At 65.2% G+C, this 14,297-nt stretch carries 12 protein-coding genes and 1 pseudogene; 12 read left to right on the forward strand and 1 reads right to left on the reverse strand.

Features of this window, described 5'->3' with window-relative positions; genetic code table 11:
• Positions 1–81 precede the first annotated feature (81 nt).
• Positions 82–1,224: a glycosyltransferase gene (locus tag ABFP37_RS04230; protein ID WP_347032824.1), complete on the forward strand. Its 1,143-nt coding sequence runs from the start codon at positions 82–84 to the stop codon at positions 1,222–1,224.
• A gap of 73 nt (positions 1,225–1,297) precedes the next feature.
• Here the strand turns inward: ABFP37_RS04230 and ABFP37_RS04235 are convergent, their stop codons facing one another.
• The gene (locus ABFP37_RS04235; protein ID WP_347032825.1) at positions 1,298–4,645 is read right to left on the reverse strand and encodes a GH25 family lysozyme; all 3,348 of its coding nucleotides are present in this window, start codon (positions 4,643–4,645) and stop codon (positions 1,298–1,300) included.
• Positions 4,646–4,949: 304 nt separating this feature from the next.
• On the opposite strand from ABFP37_RS04235, the gene galE reads away from it, so the two are divergent.
• The 11 genes and pseudogenes from galE to ftsX all read left to right on the forward strand — a co-directional run bounded on the left by galE (position 4,950) and on the right by ftsX (position 14,083).
• Positions 4,950–5,969, forward strand: a complete 1,020-nt coding sequence (galE, locus tag ABFP37_RS04240) for a UDP-glucose 4-epimerase GalE (protein WP_078028195.1) — start codon at positions 4,950–4,952, stop codon at positions 5,967–5,969.
• A gap of 151 nt (positions 5,970–6,120) precedes the next feature.
• Complete coding sequence (locus tag ABFP37_RS04245) at positions 6,121–7,344, forward strand: ATPase, T2SS/T4P/T4SS family (RefSeq protein WP_078027991.1); 1,224 nt, start codon at positions 6,121–6,123, stop codon at positions 7,342–7,344.
• Entirely contained in the window at positions 7,344–8,198 is an 855-nt protein-coding gene (locus ABFP37_RS04250; RefSeq protein WP_078027990.1) for a type II secretion system F family protein, read from the forward strand. The genes ABFP37_RS04245 and ABFP37_RS04250 overlap by 1 nt, the downstream gene beginning before the upstream one ends.
• Positions 8,195–9,136, forward strand: a complete 942-nt coding sequence (locus ABFP37_RS04255) for a type II secretion system F family protein (RefSeq protein WP_347032826.1) — start codon at positions 8,195–8,197, stop codon at positions 9,134–9,136. Before ABFP37_RS04250 ends, ABFP37_RS04255 begins: the two co-directional genes overlap by 4 nt.
• A 108-nt stretch (positions 9,137–9,244) precedes the next feature.
• A complete protein-coding gene (locus ABFP37_RS04260) occupies positions 9,245–9,472 on the forward strand; it encodes a hypothetical protein (RefSeq protein ID WP_139362779.1) in 228 nt (75 codons plus the stop codon).
• Between the two features lie 12 nt (positions 9,473–9,484).
• Positions 9,485–9,883: a TadE family protein gene (locus ABFP37_RS04265; RefSeq protein ID WP_347032827.1), complete on the forward strand. Its 399-nt coding sequence runs from the start codon at positions 9,485–9,487 to the stop codon at positions 9,881–9,883.
• Positions 9,884–9,890: 7 nt separating this feature from the next.
• A complete protein-coding gene (locus ABFP37_RS04270; protein WP_347032828.1) occupies positions 9,891–10,472 on the forward strand; it encodes a hypothetical protein in 582 nt (193 codons plus the stop codon).
• A 62-nt stretch (positions 10,473–10,534) separates the two neighbouring features.
• On the forward strand, positions 10,535–10,948 hold the full coding sequence (locus ABFP37_RS04275; RefSeq protein WP_056633819.1) for a pilus assembly protein TadG-related protein: 414 nt from the start codon (positions 10,535–10,537) through the stop codon (positions 10,946–10,948).
• A gap of 120 nt (positions 10,949–11,068) precedes the next feature.
• On the forward strand, positions 11,069–12,184 hold the full coding sequence (gene prfB / locus ABFP37_RS04280; RefSeq protein WP_347032829.1) for a peptide chain release factor 2: 1,116 nt from the start codon (positions 11,069–11,071) through the stop codon (positions 12,182–12,184).
• 187 nt (positions 12,185–12,371) lie between these two features.
• Positions 12,372–13,046: pseudogene (gene ftsE / locus ABFP37_RS04285) on the forward strand (cell division ATP-binding protein FtsE); the annotation flags it as partial.
• Between the two features lie 122 nt (positions 13,047–13,168).
• Entirely contained in the window at positions 13,169–14,083 is a 915-nt protein-coding gene (ftsX, locus tag ABFP37_RS04290; protein WP_078027976.1) for a permease-like cell division protein FtsX, read from the forward strand.
• The last annotated feature ends 214 nt before the right edge of the window (positions 14,084–14,297 follow it).

Below are 14,297 nucleotides of genomic sequence, written 5' to 3' on the forward strand. Positions count from 1 at the left end.
GCCGCCGCCGGTGCCTGCGGGCAACGCGTGGTGGCGGTTTCCGGACGGGAGGCCCTGCAAGTGTCTGGGATAATGGGCCATATGACTGAGCTCCCCTCGTTGCTGATCCTGACCTTTTCGCCCATTCGTTCGGATCCAAGGGTCCTCAAGCAGGTTGAGCTGTTCAAAGGCAAATACCGGGTGACCACGTGCGGCTACGGTGAAGCCCCTGAGGGAGTCGATGATCACTATGCCCTGCCCAGCGACGCCCGCGGCTGGCCCTCGGACAAGCTGGGACTTGTCGCCCGGCGCTATCCCCGCGTATACAACGGGCTGACAGCCGTTCAGGCAGCGCGGAAAGTGTTGCCCCGTGGTGAATTCGACGTCATCCTGGCCAACGACCTGAATACGCTGCCCTTGGCCTTCGAACTTCAGCCGAGGCTCGGCGTCCACGCGGACCTCCACGAATTTGCGCCCCGCGAAAAAGAAGACGACCTCAAATGGCGGCTGTTCGTTGCGCCGTTCATGCGCTGGCTCTGCCGCCGCTACCTTCCAATGGCTGAATCGGTCACCACTGTGTCCCAGGGCATTGCCGAGGAGTACACCAAGGATTACGGTGTGGCCGCAGGCGTTGTCACCAACGCTGCACCGTACGCCGAGCGGGAGGTTCGTCCTGTCGGCACCCCCGTGCGCCTGATCCACAGCGCGGCCGGGCAGCGCTACCGGAAACTTGAAAACTTCATCGAAGCCATGCGGGACGCGCCGGACTGGCTCACCCTGGACATGATCGTCATGCCCAACGAGCCTGACTACGTGGCGGAACTGAAAGAGAAGGCGGCGTCTGTCCCGGCGATCCGGTTCCGTGATCCGGTTCCGTACGCCCAGCTGGTGGCAACCCTGAGCGAATATGACGTGTCGCTGGTGTTTCTCCCTCCGACTAACTTCAACCTGAAGAATGCCCTGCCGAACAAGTTCTTTGAAGCCGTCCAGGCCCGGATCGGCCTGATCGTCGGCCCGTCACCGGCGATGGTTTCACTTGTTGAGCAGTACGGCTTGGGCGCTGTGACGCCCGACTTCTCCGCCGATTCGCTGCGTGCGACGCTCCACGGCCTGACGGCCGACAAGATTGCGGAGTGGAAGAAGGCGGCAGACGCCGCAGCCGGGCCGCTCTCGGCCGAGTCCCAAGTGCTGGCCTGGCAGAAGGCCGTGGACGACATCGCGGGTTCCCGGCACGCACGCGCCTAAGGCGGCACGCAGGCTGGCCGGACAAGAAAGGCGGCTCCCATGCGGGAGCCGCCCTTCTTGTGCCTTCGGGCGTCTAGCCCGCAGCGGACGAGACGGAAACGAGGGCCGCTGAGCCGACAGTGCCCGCCGTCGAAACCGGGCCCCACTTGCTTCCGGCGGTGACGGGGTAGTACCGCAGCTGCCCGGACGTCTGCAGGGCCAGAAGTCCCTTGCTTGCTGCGCCGGCGAAACCTGCCGTGGCGGAGAACTGCCGGAAGGACTGCCACCCGGTGCCGACAATCTTCCTTGCTTCCGGAACGAAGCTGTTTGTCCCGGTGGAGCGGAAGAGCTTCATCGAACCGGAGGAGGAGACGGCCAAGAGGTCCTGTTTTCCGTCAGTGTCGAAGTCCACCATGGCCAGCTTGAGTCCGGTCCAGCCCGTGCCGATCCGCACGGGAGCGCTGAGCGCTGCACCCGACGCGTTGGCCCAGTAGTTGAGCTCTCCGTTGCTGCCATAGCCCACCAGGCCGGGGTAGCGGCTGCCGGTCACCCACTTGCCGGCGATCAGTGTGGTCTGGGCGAAGCCTGCCGTGGCGACAGTGACCGGTCCGGTGAATCCGCCCGACGCCGATCCCAAGTACGCTGATAGCGCGCCGCTGGTCTTCTGGGCGAGGACGTCGGGGACGCCGTCGCTGTTCCAGTCCACAACGTTCAGGGACTTCATCCCTGACCAGCCGACGCCGATCTGGAACGCCCCGGAGATCACGGAGGACCCGGCCGGATGGTTCCAGAGCCTTCCCGCGGCGTCAATGGAGAGCACGTCCGCGGTGCTGGTGACCGGCCGTTCGGATGCAAGGCGGGCGCTTCCGGAAATTAGGGTGTTGGCCCATCCTGCCGACAGCACCGACTTCTGGCCGAAGGCTCCCTGGCTCAGCGGGTAGTAGCTGAGCGTTCCTGCGCTGTCGCGTGCCAGTAACCCGTTCGAGGACGGTGCCGCGAATCCCCTGGCCGGACTGATGCTGGTCATCGCGCCCCACCCGTTGCCGATCAGCTTCCGGGCTTCCGCGATGAACGTTCCCGTGCCGTTGGAGCGGAAAAGCGTCATGCGCCCGAGGTAGTCAACGGCGGCAACGTCCTGGTTGCCGTCCCCGTCGGCATCCGTCATGGTGACGTGCATCCGGGTGAATCCAGACCCGATGCCGGCGGCAGGGCCAAGGGCGCCTCCCGAGGGGTTCGCGTAGAACTGGAGCGCGCCGGCCGCCTGGCGGACCACGAGGCCCGGATATTTCGACGCCTTCAGCCAGGGCCCGATGGTGATGTCTGCTCCGGAGAGGCCCGAGGCGAGAATGCTGGGTGCCGCGAAGCCGCCGGCAGCCAGCCCGGTCCGGATGCTGAGGGCTCCGGCGGTACTGAGAGTCGCCACATCCTGGATACCGTCTGCGTTCCAGTCGGTGACGTGAACGGAAGCGATGCCGGTAAAGCCGTCACCGATCTTGGTTGCGGCCCCGAGGGCGCCCCCGCCGGCGGAGCGGCGGAACAGGCCGCCGGCGGCATCGATGGTCACAACGTCCGAGGCGGCCGTGATCGAGGGAGTCGGCTGGGTGGGCGGAGGAGCGGCAGCGACGTTGACGGTCTCGCCGCCGGCGATGAGGAAGTCGTTCCATCCGACGCCGATCAGGGCTGACGCGCCCCACGTTGAGTTGCCGGGCACGGGGTAATAGGTCAGTTGCCCACCGCTACTGCGGGCCATGAGGCCGTTGGTTCCTGCGCCCTTGAAGTTGGTGGTAACGGTCACGCTGGTCATCGCGTTCCAGCCGCTGCCTACCGTCGGCCGTGCCTCGGCAAGGAAGGAACCGGCGCCGCCGGAACGGTAGAGCCGCAGCGCCCCGGTCGTGTCCTGCCCAAGGATGTCCTGATTGCCGTCGCCGTCAAAGTCGATCATGGTCAGGTTCAGCCCGGCCCAGCCGTTGCCGATGGCCGTTCCCGTACTAACGCCGGAACCCGAGGCGTTGCGCCACAGGCGGAGCGCGCCGGCATCGTCTCGCGTGATGATCTGCGGGAAGAAACTGCTGCTGAGCCAGTAGCCGACCGTGAGCTGGTAGTTGGCCCAACCCGTCGCTGCCAGCACCGGGCCGGCGGCAAATCCGCCGGTGGAGGCGCCCAGGTACACGTTGACGCGGCCCGAGGTCCATTGGGCGACGAGGTCCAGGACGCCGTCGGCGTTCCAGTCGATGGCGTTAATGGAACGCAGTCCGGTCCAGCCGCTTCCGATCTGGCGCCGCGCGCCGAACGTTCCCGAACCTGTCGCGGGATAGTCCCAAAGGACGCCGGTGGGGTCGGCGGCAATCGCATCACCCAGGGACGTTATCGATGGTGTGGGGATGGCACCGTCGGCCGTGGACGCAAACTTCTGCAGGGTGGCCAGTGACCCGTTCCAGGCGTTGGAGTCGCCGTCGAAAGGTCCGGTGCTGCTGTACTGCCAGACACTGTATGTTCCCCAGCCGTTGGGCATGGTGCCCACGAAGGTCGAATATGAGGCCAGGTGCAGGGGCTGCCTGCTGAAGGCTCCGGAGTTGCCGGTGCACCTGGTCCACCAGTCGGTAGTTGTGTAGATCATGGGAAGGCGGCCGGTCCGGGCCAGAACACGGTTGGAGAAGGCAGCAATCCAGTTCACCATCGCTGCCTGGCTCATGTTGTAGCACGTGTTGCCCAGCGACGGGTACGGGTTGTACTCGATGTCCAGAAGCGGGGGCATGGTCTTCCCGTCGCCGCTCCACCCTCCGCCGTTGTTGACGAAGTAATCGGCCTGCACGGACGCCGCCGTCACGTTCGGGAGCGCGAAGTGGTACGCCCCGCGGATCATGCCCGCGGCTTCCGCGCCGCCGTACTGGGACCCGAAGAGCGGGTTCCGGTACGTCGTGCCCTCCGTGGCCTTCACGTAGGCAAACCTGGCACCCATGTTGAACTGGGCCGTCCAGTTGACAGCGGACTGGTGGCTGCTGACGTCCATCCCCTGGACGCCGGGCGGCATCCAGGTATTGGCGGCCTCTGTGGAGATGGCATTCAGGGACGACGCCTGCGACTGCTTGGCGAACGTCGAGGCGCGGGCCTTGGCGCCCTGGCCCATGTAGGCGCCGTCTTTGCCGATTTCGGCGCGCAGCGCGTCCATGTCGATCTGTGCGGGGGCCGGTTGTGCGGGGGTGGCAGCCTGAGTGGCTGCGGCAGATGTCGCCGGGTCCGGTGTGCTCGCCGAGGGCGCGGCGGCCGACGACGGAGCTGGTTCCGTGGACGCAGCGGGGCTCGTCGAGGCGGCGGGGGCGTCAGGGGTTGCGGGGCCAGCGGGCGGCGTCGCCGTTGCTTGGGCCGGAAGGCCGCCGCCTACGCACAGCATCGTGGACAGAATCGCGGAAGCCCCCACAAGGCCCAGCCGTCTAATGCTCAACGCAATGACTGCGGAGCGACTGCTTTTCGAGGAACGTTCCATGTAGTACTCCGTAGCCTTGAGCTGCTGGCTTAAAACGGCCTCATGGCTGACTTTCCTCGCCGTATTGAGCCCCGCACCAAACCAGCGGCGATGTTAGCGGGCCCATCCTAACACCAGAGGTATGGAAGTGACTAATGTGACTCCTGTGACCAGCGGGGACGCTGAACGGCACTGCGCCTGCCGGATGGGCCTTCAGGTCTCCTTGGCAGCAACGGAGGCGTGCAGGCGCTGACGCCCTGCGTCTGGACCTAGACTTGTGGCCATGAAAGTTTTGGTCACCGGGGGCGCCGGCTACATCGGATCACACACTGTGCTTTGTCTTCTTGAGGACGGGCATGAGGTCGTCGTGCTGGACAACCTCATGAATTCGAGCGTCGAGGCGGTGCGCAGGGTTGAGGAGCTCACCGGCAAGAAAGTGGATTTCCGTGAGGGCGACCTTCTGGACGCGGACGCCGTCGACCGCGTGTTCGCGGAAGGCGGCTTCGACGCCGTCATCCACTTCGCCGGCCTCAAGGCCGTGGGGGAGTCGGTCGAGAAGCCCCTCTGGTACTACAAGAACAACGTCGTGGGCACGCTGAACCTGCTGGAGAGCATGGAGAAGGCGGGCGTGCGCCGGCTGGTCTTCAGCTCGTCCGCCACGGTTTACGGTGCATCGGAGCATGTTCCCCTGATCGAAAAGTCTCCCCTCGACGCAACCAATCCCTACGGGCGGACCAAGGAGCAGATCGAGGACATCCTCTCCGACCTGAGCGCCGCCGATCCGCGCTGGAGCATTGCGCTGCTGCGGTACTTCAACCCCGTGGGGGCGCACGAATCGGGCCGCATCGGTGAAGACCCCCGCGGCATTCCGAACAACCTGCTGCCGTTCGTGGCCCAGGTGGCCGTGGGCCGCCGGGAGAAGGTCATGGTCTTCGGCAACGACTATCCCACGCCCGACGGCACCGGCGTGCGGGACTACATCCACGTCATGGACCTTGCGGCAGGCCACCTGGCCGCGCTGCGCTACCTCGCGACCAAGACCGGCGCCTTCCGCTGGAACCTGGGCACCGGACGCGGCTCGTCCGTGCTGGAAGTCATCGATGCCTTCGGCGCTGCTGCCGGCCACCCGATTCCCTACGAGTTCGCGCCGCGGCGGCCCGGCGACGCGGCCGTGAGCTACGCCGATGCCTCGGCCGCCCTCGCGGAACTGGGCTGGTCGGCGCACCGGAACCTGGCGCAGATGTGCGAGGACCACTGGCGCTGGCAGAGCTCCAACCCGTTCGGCTACGCAGAACAGGACTGACGGCCGGGCCCCGGGTCGGCTGGCACAGTTCCGACCCGGGACCCACTTATCCACAACTTGTCCGCCATGACTTTGCCCACGGGGTAGCATCCCTTAGCTTTAACCCAATTGCACTTCCTCCGCCGGGGGCGGCAGTCGTATTGGGGAATACATGGATGCTGTACGGATAGTCGAGGATGAAGTCCGGGAGCTAATTCGTCGCCGGGGTCTCGATCCGCTGCGGCAGGCGGTCGAAGTCAGGCGGCTCGTGGATGCAGCCGTGAGCGATTACGACGAACGCGCACTCATGGGGCCGCTCCCTCCTATCGGTCCGCTGGAACCCGCCCGGAGGTTCGTCTTCGACGCGGTGGCAGGCTTCGGCGCCCTCCAGCCCCTGCTGGACGATCCGGAGATCGAGGAGATCTGGATCAACGCGCCCTCGGAAATCTACGTGGCCAGGAGCGGCGAATCCGAGCTGACGTCCCTCAGCCTCACGGACCAGCAGATCCGGGATTTGGTTGAGCGCATGCTGAAGAGCTCCGGCCGGCGGTTGGACATGTCCTCGCCTTTCGTAGACGCCGCGCTGCCCGACGGATCACGGCTCCACGTGGTCATCCCTGACGTCACCAGGCGCCACTGGGCCATCAACATCCGCAAGTTCGTGGTCAAGGCAAGCCGCCTGGAGCACCTCGTTGAACTGGGCACGCTGACACCGCAGTCGGCACGGTTTCTCGGAGCCGCGGTGGCCAGCGGGCTCAATATTCTTGTGTCCGGTGCAACGCAGGCGGGTAAGACCACCATGCTCAACTGCCTGGCGGCCAGCATCGGGAGCCGCGAGCGCGTCATCACCGTTGAGGAAATCTTTGAGCTGCAATTTCCGCTGCGCGACGTCGTCGGGCTTCAGTGCCGGCAGCCGAACCTCGAAGGCGAGGGTGAAATCCCGCTGCGCCGGCTGGTCAAGGAGGCGCTCCGGATGCGGCCCGACCGCCTCGTCGTGGGAGAGGTACGGGAGGCCGAGAGCCTCGACATGCTCATCGCGCTGAACTCCGGGTTGCCCGGCATGTGTACGGTGCATGCCAACTCCGCGCACGACGCCGTGACCAAGATCTGCACGCTTCCCCTGCTGGCCGGAGACAACATATCGAGCGCGTTTGTCGTCCCGACGGTGGCCTCGTGCATTGACCTCGTGGTCCACTGCAGCCGCCAGGCCAGCGGCCGCCGGCAGGTGACCGAAATCCTGTCGCTGGGCAGAAGGGTCGAGAACGGCATCATCGAGTCGTCCATGATCTTCTCGATGGTCGACGGCCAGCTGCAGCTGAAAGCCAACTCGATGCCCGCAGCGGAGAAATTCGCGAAGGCCGGTTACGACGTTGCCGCCCTCCTGGAGCCGCGCTGATGGCGCCGCTGCTGGGGGTACTGGCAGGGGCCGGGTTGTTCCTGATCTGGTGGTCGGCATGGGAAGAGCCGGATCGCGTCAGGAAGCAGCGCGGTAACGGCCGCCTGCAGGACCTGCTGCTTGCCGCGGGCGTGGAGAAGGTTACCGGGGCCGGCCTGGTCGGGAGCTGCCTTGGCCTGGGCGCCTTTGCCATGCTCGCCTTCTTTGCCGTGAGCAAGTCATGGCCGATTTCGTTCTGCTTCGGACTGTTTGGCGCCTGGCTGCCGGTAGTTGTCGTGAAATGGAGGGCCAAGAGGCGTACTGCCGTCCTGCGGCGGCTATGGCCCGACGTCGTTGATCACCTGAGGTCGGCGATCAGGGCCGGGTTGTCGCTGCCGGAGGCACTCATCCAGCTGGGTGAAAAAGGACCGGAGGAACTGCGCCATGTGTTTCGGGACTTCGGCTCCGACTATCGTTCGGGCGGGCAGTTCGACGCTTCCCTGAACAGGCTCAAGGAGCGTCTTGCGGACCCGGTTGCCGACCGGATTATTGAGGCACTGCGGCTGACCAGGGAAGTGGGAGGCTCCGATCTCGGCAAGCTCCTCGGGACCCTGGCCGAGTTCCTCAGGGAGAGTGCCCGGACCCGGAGTGAACTGGAGGCCAGGCAGTCGTGGACGGTCAACGCGGCCCGCCTCGCTGTTGCCGCCCCGTGGATCGTCATGGTGCTGCTCGCGAGCCGCCCGGAAGCCGTCGCCGCCTACAACACGCCGATGGGGGCGGCGGTCCTGCTCGGGGGGCTGGTCGTTTCCCTGGTCTGCTACTCCGTCATGCTCCGGATAGGGGCCCTGCCGGAAGAAGAGAGGGTGCTGCGATGACCACGGTGCCGGCGGCTGCGATCGTGTGCGGCGTAGTTCTGGGCGCCGGACTCTGGCTCGTCGTCGTCCGGCTGCCATTCATGCGGTCAATGAGCCTCGCGGAGCGGATCGAACCGCAGCTGCGATCCCAGAACATCGAATCCAGGCTCCTGCGGACCGTGGACCACACCATCACGCCATTTGGTCCGCTCGAACGCATTCTTCGCCCGCTCATCAAAGATGCCACCGCCAAACTGGGCAAATTCAACCTCGGCTCGTCTGCGCTTGCCCGTAGGCTCGCGCAGGCGGGCATCAGCAAGCCGCCTGTGAACTTCCGGGCAGAGCAGTTGCTCTGGGCCGTTTCCGGCTTCGTCGCTACAGTCGGTCTCATCGTTCTGGGCGCACTCGCCGGGAGGTTCAGTCCAGTCCTGGCGGTCGTTGCTGCGGCCGGAAGCGCAGTGGGCGGGTTCCTGTTCCGGGACTACTGGCTGGGTGTGCAGATACGGAAGCGTGAAGAACGGATGATGGCGGAGTTCCCCAGCCTCGCCGAGATGATGGCGCTCGCCGTGAGTGCCGGAGAAAGCGCCACTGGTGCCCTGGACCGGGTGTGCAGGAGCGCCCGCGGTGAGCTGTCAAAGGAATTCGGCGCGGTCCTCGCCGAAACCAGGGCAGGGAAGCCCCTCGTGGAAGCGTTGCAGGAGTTCTCGGCCCGGACTGACCTGGGACCACTCGTCCGGTTCGTCGACGGCATCATCGTGGCAGTGGAGCGCGGCACGCCCCTCGCAGAGGTCCTGAGGGCGCAGGCCCAAGACGTCCGCGACACCGCGAAACGCGACCTGATGGAGTCGGCCGGAAAGAAGGAAATCGCGATGATGGTTCCGCTCGTATTCGGTGTCCTGCCGCTCACCGTTGTCTTCGCCGTGTTTCCGGGACTGGCGGCGCTCAGCCTGAATCTTTGACCTTCGGGCGCGCCTCGGCGAATGGCCCTACACAAACCGGGTTTCCGGTTATCAGCAGTCAGTCCGCAGAGAAAAGGGAAGTACATGACATTCATGGCCAGGCACCGAATGGCAATTGCCAACGCACTGATGGCGCTCACCGCGGGAGCCCGGGCGCTGACCCCGCCGGCGCTACCCAAAGCCAGCGGTCAGCCTGATGACCCTGAGCGGGGAGATGTGCCTGGCTGGGTCATGATCACCCTCATGTCGGCGGTGCTTGTTGCCGCCTTGCTGGCGCTCGCGGGCCCGGCCCTTGAGGCCATGTTCAACCAGGCAATGGACACGGTCGGAAAATAGGCCGTGACAGGGATGGCCGAGGAGCATTCCGTCGACGCTGCAGGAGGCGAGCGCGGTTCTGCTGTGGTCGACTTTGTGCTGGTCGGCGGACTGCTCACGATGTTCTTTCTGGCCATCATCCAGCTCGCCCTCGTACTGCACGTCCGCAATACGCTGATCGATGCCGCGGCCTCGGGTGCGCGGTACGGGACCCTGGCTGACCGCAGTGCCGAGGACGCACGCCGGCGTACGGGCGAACTGATCGGAACAGCCCTGAGTGCTGACTTCGCGCGGGACGTCCAGACACGTGAAGTCACTTTCCAGGGCCTCCGGACGTTGGAAGTAACCGTCAGGGCCCCGATGCCGGTGATCGGACTCATCGGTCCCCGGGACATGCTGGAGGTCAAGGGCCATGCGGCCATCGGCGAATGACCCCACCGTGCCCAGGGCATCGCAGGGCGTCGCCAACGTTCGGCCGTCGCCTTGGCGCATTGCCCGATTCCTCAAGCACCGCTTGTCCGAAGCGCTGTGCCTTGACGACTGTGAACCAACCGGGGGCAGGAACGCAACCGGCAGCCGCGCCGCCGGACCCTCGTTGCGGGGCGGCTCCGGCCAGCGGGGGAGCGCGGTCGTGGAGTTCACCTTCCTGGGGCTGCTCCTGATGGTTCCGGTGGTGTACTTCATCATCACCATCAGCCAGATCCAAGGTGGCTCGTTCGCCGTCGCCGGCGCAGCAGACCAGGGGGCGAAGGTTTTTGTGGCCCAACGCGACGAGCAGTCGGGCCGTGCAGCGGCGGAGCAGGCCGCAACCCTGGCCATGGCGGATTACGGGCATTCTGCCGAAAACGCCCGCGTCGAGGTCAGCTGTGACCCCGGCGACTGCATGGCGGCAGGGTCCGCCGTCACAGTGACCGTTCATCTGAGCGTTCCGCTTCCCTTCGTCCCCTTCAGCGACGCTCTTCGCCTCAACGCCAGCCAACTGAACGCCTCAGCGACCCAGATCGTGGGCAAGTTCCGGTGAGATGGGATCCGGCCCGCCGGACACCCGGCGGAGGGAACGGAACCGGAAGCGAGGACGGGCAGATGGCCGTGCTCATTATCGGGTTCGTCATGCTTGCACTCCTGGTCAGCACGGTGGTGATGGCGGCGTCAAGCCTTTACATCGAGCACAAGAAACTCCTGTCCCTGGCCGACGGCGCATCGGTGGCTGCCGCGGACAGCTACACCCTTGGACAGGTGGAGACCAAGGGCGGAACCCCTTCGGCCGTCCTGAGCGGGGAACGCGTCAGGAGCGTCGCGGGTGACTACCTCAACCGGAACGGTGCGTTCGGGCGATTCGAAGGTCTGGCCGTCACTGCGGCAACCGGAACACCCGACGGGTCCACCGCCGTCGTGGTCCTCAGTGCCGCAGTGCACCCACCGGTGGTGAACTTCCTCGTGCCGGACGGTATCCGCATCGAGGCGGCGTCCACCGCCCGGTCGCGGCTCACACGGTAGGCCGGCCGCCGCGCCGCCCGCTCGTGACGGCCAGCCCGCCCGCGAGCCAAGTCGCTCCGCGAATCAAGCCAAGCCCGCCCGCGCGGCGGGAGGAGACGGATAGCGTAGGCTTTAATAACCATGGCCCAAATAGATTTTTCCGCAGAAATCCGCGCGCTGCGCGCCACCTACAGCTCCATCGAGAACGTCACCAATGTCGAGGCGCTGAAGGAAGACATCGCAGAGCTGAGCGAGCGCGCCGGCGAACCGAACCTGTGGGATGACCCCGCAGCCGCCCAGGTGATCACCTCCCGCCTGTCACACAGGCAGTCCGAGCTTGAACGGCTGAACACCCTCGTGTCCCGCATTGACGACCTGGAAGTGCTGGTTGAGTTGGGCCAGGATGAGGACGACGCCGATTCCATGGGGGAGGCCGCCGCGGAGCTCGAGTCGATCCGGAAATCCCTCAAAGAGCTTGAGGTCGTCACGCTCCTCGCAGGCGAATACGACGAGCGCGAGGCCGTGGTGACCATTCGCTCGGGTGCCGGCGGCGTCGATGCTGCCGACTTCGCGGAAATGCTCCTCCGGATGTACCTGCGCTGGGCCGAGCGGCATGGATATCCCACCACCGTCATGGACACTTCCTATGCGGAAGAGGCCGGGCTCAAGTCCGCCACGTTCGAAGTCAACGCGCCCTACGCGTTCGGCACGCTGAGCGTCGAGGCGGGAACGCACCGTCTCGTCAGGATCAGCCCCTTCGACAACCAGGGCCGCCGGCAGACTTCTTTCGCCGCCGTCGAAGTCATTCCGCTCATCGAACAGACGGACTCCATCGACATCCCGGACAACGAAATCCGTGTGGATGTCTTCCGGTCCTCGGGCCCCGGCGGCCAGTCGGTCAACACGACGGACTCCGCCGTCCGGCTGACCCACATCCCCACGGGCACGGTGGTGTCCATGCAGAACGAAAAGTCGCAGCTGCAGAACCGCGCCGCCGCCCTGCGTGTGCTGCAGTCCCGCCTCCTGCTCCTCAAGAAGGAGCAGGAGGACGCCGAGAAGAAGGCGTTCGCCGGTGACGTCAAGGCATCCTGGGGCGACCAGATGCGCTCCTACGTCCTGAACCCGTACCAGATGGTCAAGGACCTCCGCACCGAGCACGAAGTGGGCAACACGTCCGCTGTGTTCGACGGCGCGATTGACGACTTCATCGAAGCCGGCATCCGCTGGCGCACGGACAACCGCAACGCGGCCAAGTAGCCACCTTCGACGCTGAACGGCCAGGCTTTGGGCTCGAATCGTGCGACACGCCCCGCTGACTCCCCGGTGAGCGCAGCTGCCCGTGCGTATAGTCGAGGGGCCGGAGCTCTACTTCCCCCAAGAGAAAGCCCCCGCACCGGTTGCAGACCATGCCCACAAAGCCGCGTCCTGCAGGGTACATAGGGTCATGATCCGTTTCGAAAATGTCACCAAGGTCTACGACCAGAACGCCCGGCCTGCGCTGGACGCTGTCAGCCTTGAAATCGACCGTGGGGAATTCGCGTTCCTCGTCGGCGCGTCGGGATCCGGCAAGTCAACATTTCTGCGCCTAGTCCTCAAGGAAGACCGCGCCACTTCCGGCATCGTCTATGTCGCAGGCCAAAACGTCGCCAACATCTCCAGCTGGCGCGTGCCGAGGCTCCGCCGGGGGATCGGCGTCGTCTTCCAGGACTTCCGCCTGCTGCCGCAGAAGAACGTCTTCGCGAACGTCGCGTTCGCGATGCAGGTCATCGGCAAAAGCCGCAGCGTCATCCGGGACACCGTCCCCGAGGTCCTGAAGACCGTTGGCCTCGAAGGCAAGGAGCGGCGCATGCCGCACGAACTTTCCGGCGGCGAGCAACAGCGCGTGGCAATCGCCCGCGCAGTGGTCAACCGGCCCGGCATCCTGCTGGCGGACGAGCCCACCGGCAACCTGGATCCCACCACTTCCATGGGCATCATGGGTGTCCTGGACAAGATCAACCAGAACGGCACCACGGTGGTCATGGCCACCCACGACGACGACATCGTGAACGAAATGCGCAAACGCGTGGTGGAACTCAAGAACGGCAGGGTCATCCGCGACGAAGCGCGCGCCCTGTACACGTCGATGATTCCCGTCGTCGGCCAGTCCCGCCGGCTCAAGGATGCCAGCGGACGGGACGACGCCGCGGACTCCGGCCCTCCCCGGCCGGACCGCTCCCCGCGTTCAGGGGAGGACCAGCTGTGAGGCTCCAGTTCATCCTCGGCGAGATCGGCAGCGGCCTGCGCCGGAACCTTTCCATGGTGGTGTCCGTCATCCTGGTGACGTTCGTGTCGCTGACGTTCGTCGGCGCCGCCGGAATGCTCCAGCTGCAGATCAACCAAATGAAGGGCTACTGGTACGACAAAGTCCAGGTCGCCATCTTCCTTTGCGGTGACGGCTCGACGGCGGCCGGCTGCGCCACGGGAACGGTCACTCCCGAGCAGCAGGAAAACCTGCGGACCCTGCTCAAGTCGCCGGCGGTTTCCCAGTACATCAACGACTTCCAGTTCGAGTCCAAGGAAGATGCCTACAAGCACTTCAAGGAGCAATTTTCGAACTCGCCCATCGTCGACTCCGTCACGCCCGACCAGCTTCCTGCGTCCTTCCGGATCAACATGAAGGATCCGGAAAAGTACCAGATCATCAGCGAGACGTTCGCCTCGCAGCCCGGGGTGGAGACGGTCATTGATCAGCGGCAGGTCCTGGAACGGCTGTTCTCCGTAATGAACGCCGCGTCACTCGTGGCGGTGAGCATTGCCGGCGTGATGACGGTCTGCGCCATCCTGCTCATCGCCACCACCATCCGGCTCTCGGCGTTCAGCAGGCGGCGCGAGACGGGAATCATGAGGCTCGTAGGCGCCTCAAAGATAGTGATCCAGCTGCCGTTCATCCTCGAGGGCGTGATTGCCGCCGTCATCGGTGCAGCCCTCGCATCGGGAACACTGTGGGCCGTCGCCCATTTCTTCCTGGGTGAGTACATGTCCAAGCAGTACCCGGACACCGCATTTATTTCCCCCGCGCAGACGCTGCTCCTGGCTCCCGCCCTTGTCGGACTGGGCGTGGTCCTCGCGGGTACTTCATCTCTTCTGACACTCCGCCGATACTTGAGGGTGTAGTCCATGCGCGAACAACTGCTCGAAAACTGGGCAAAATCTGCGCATGAGGAAGGGGCAGGCCGGTCAGAATTGGCTGTAGCGCTCGGCGTGAGCAAACAGGCTGCCTTGGGAGAAATCCAATGAGAAATTCACATGACAAGATTCCGAGCACCGGAGGAAATCTCCTCGTCCGCTCCAGCTTCATTGTCAATGTCCCCGCGACATTGCTCTGGAG

Source organism: Burkholderia sp. RS01 (assembly GCF_039748055.1).
Lineage (GTDB): Bacteria > Actinomycetota > Actinomycetes > Actinomycetales > Micrococcaceae > Arthrobacter.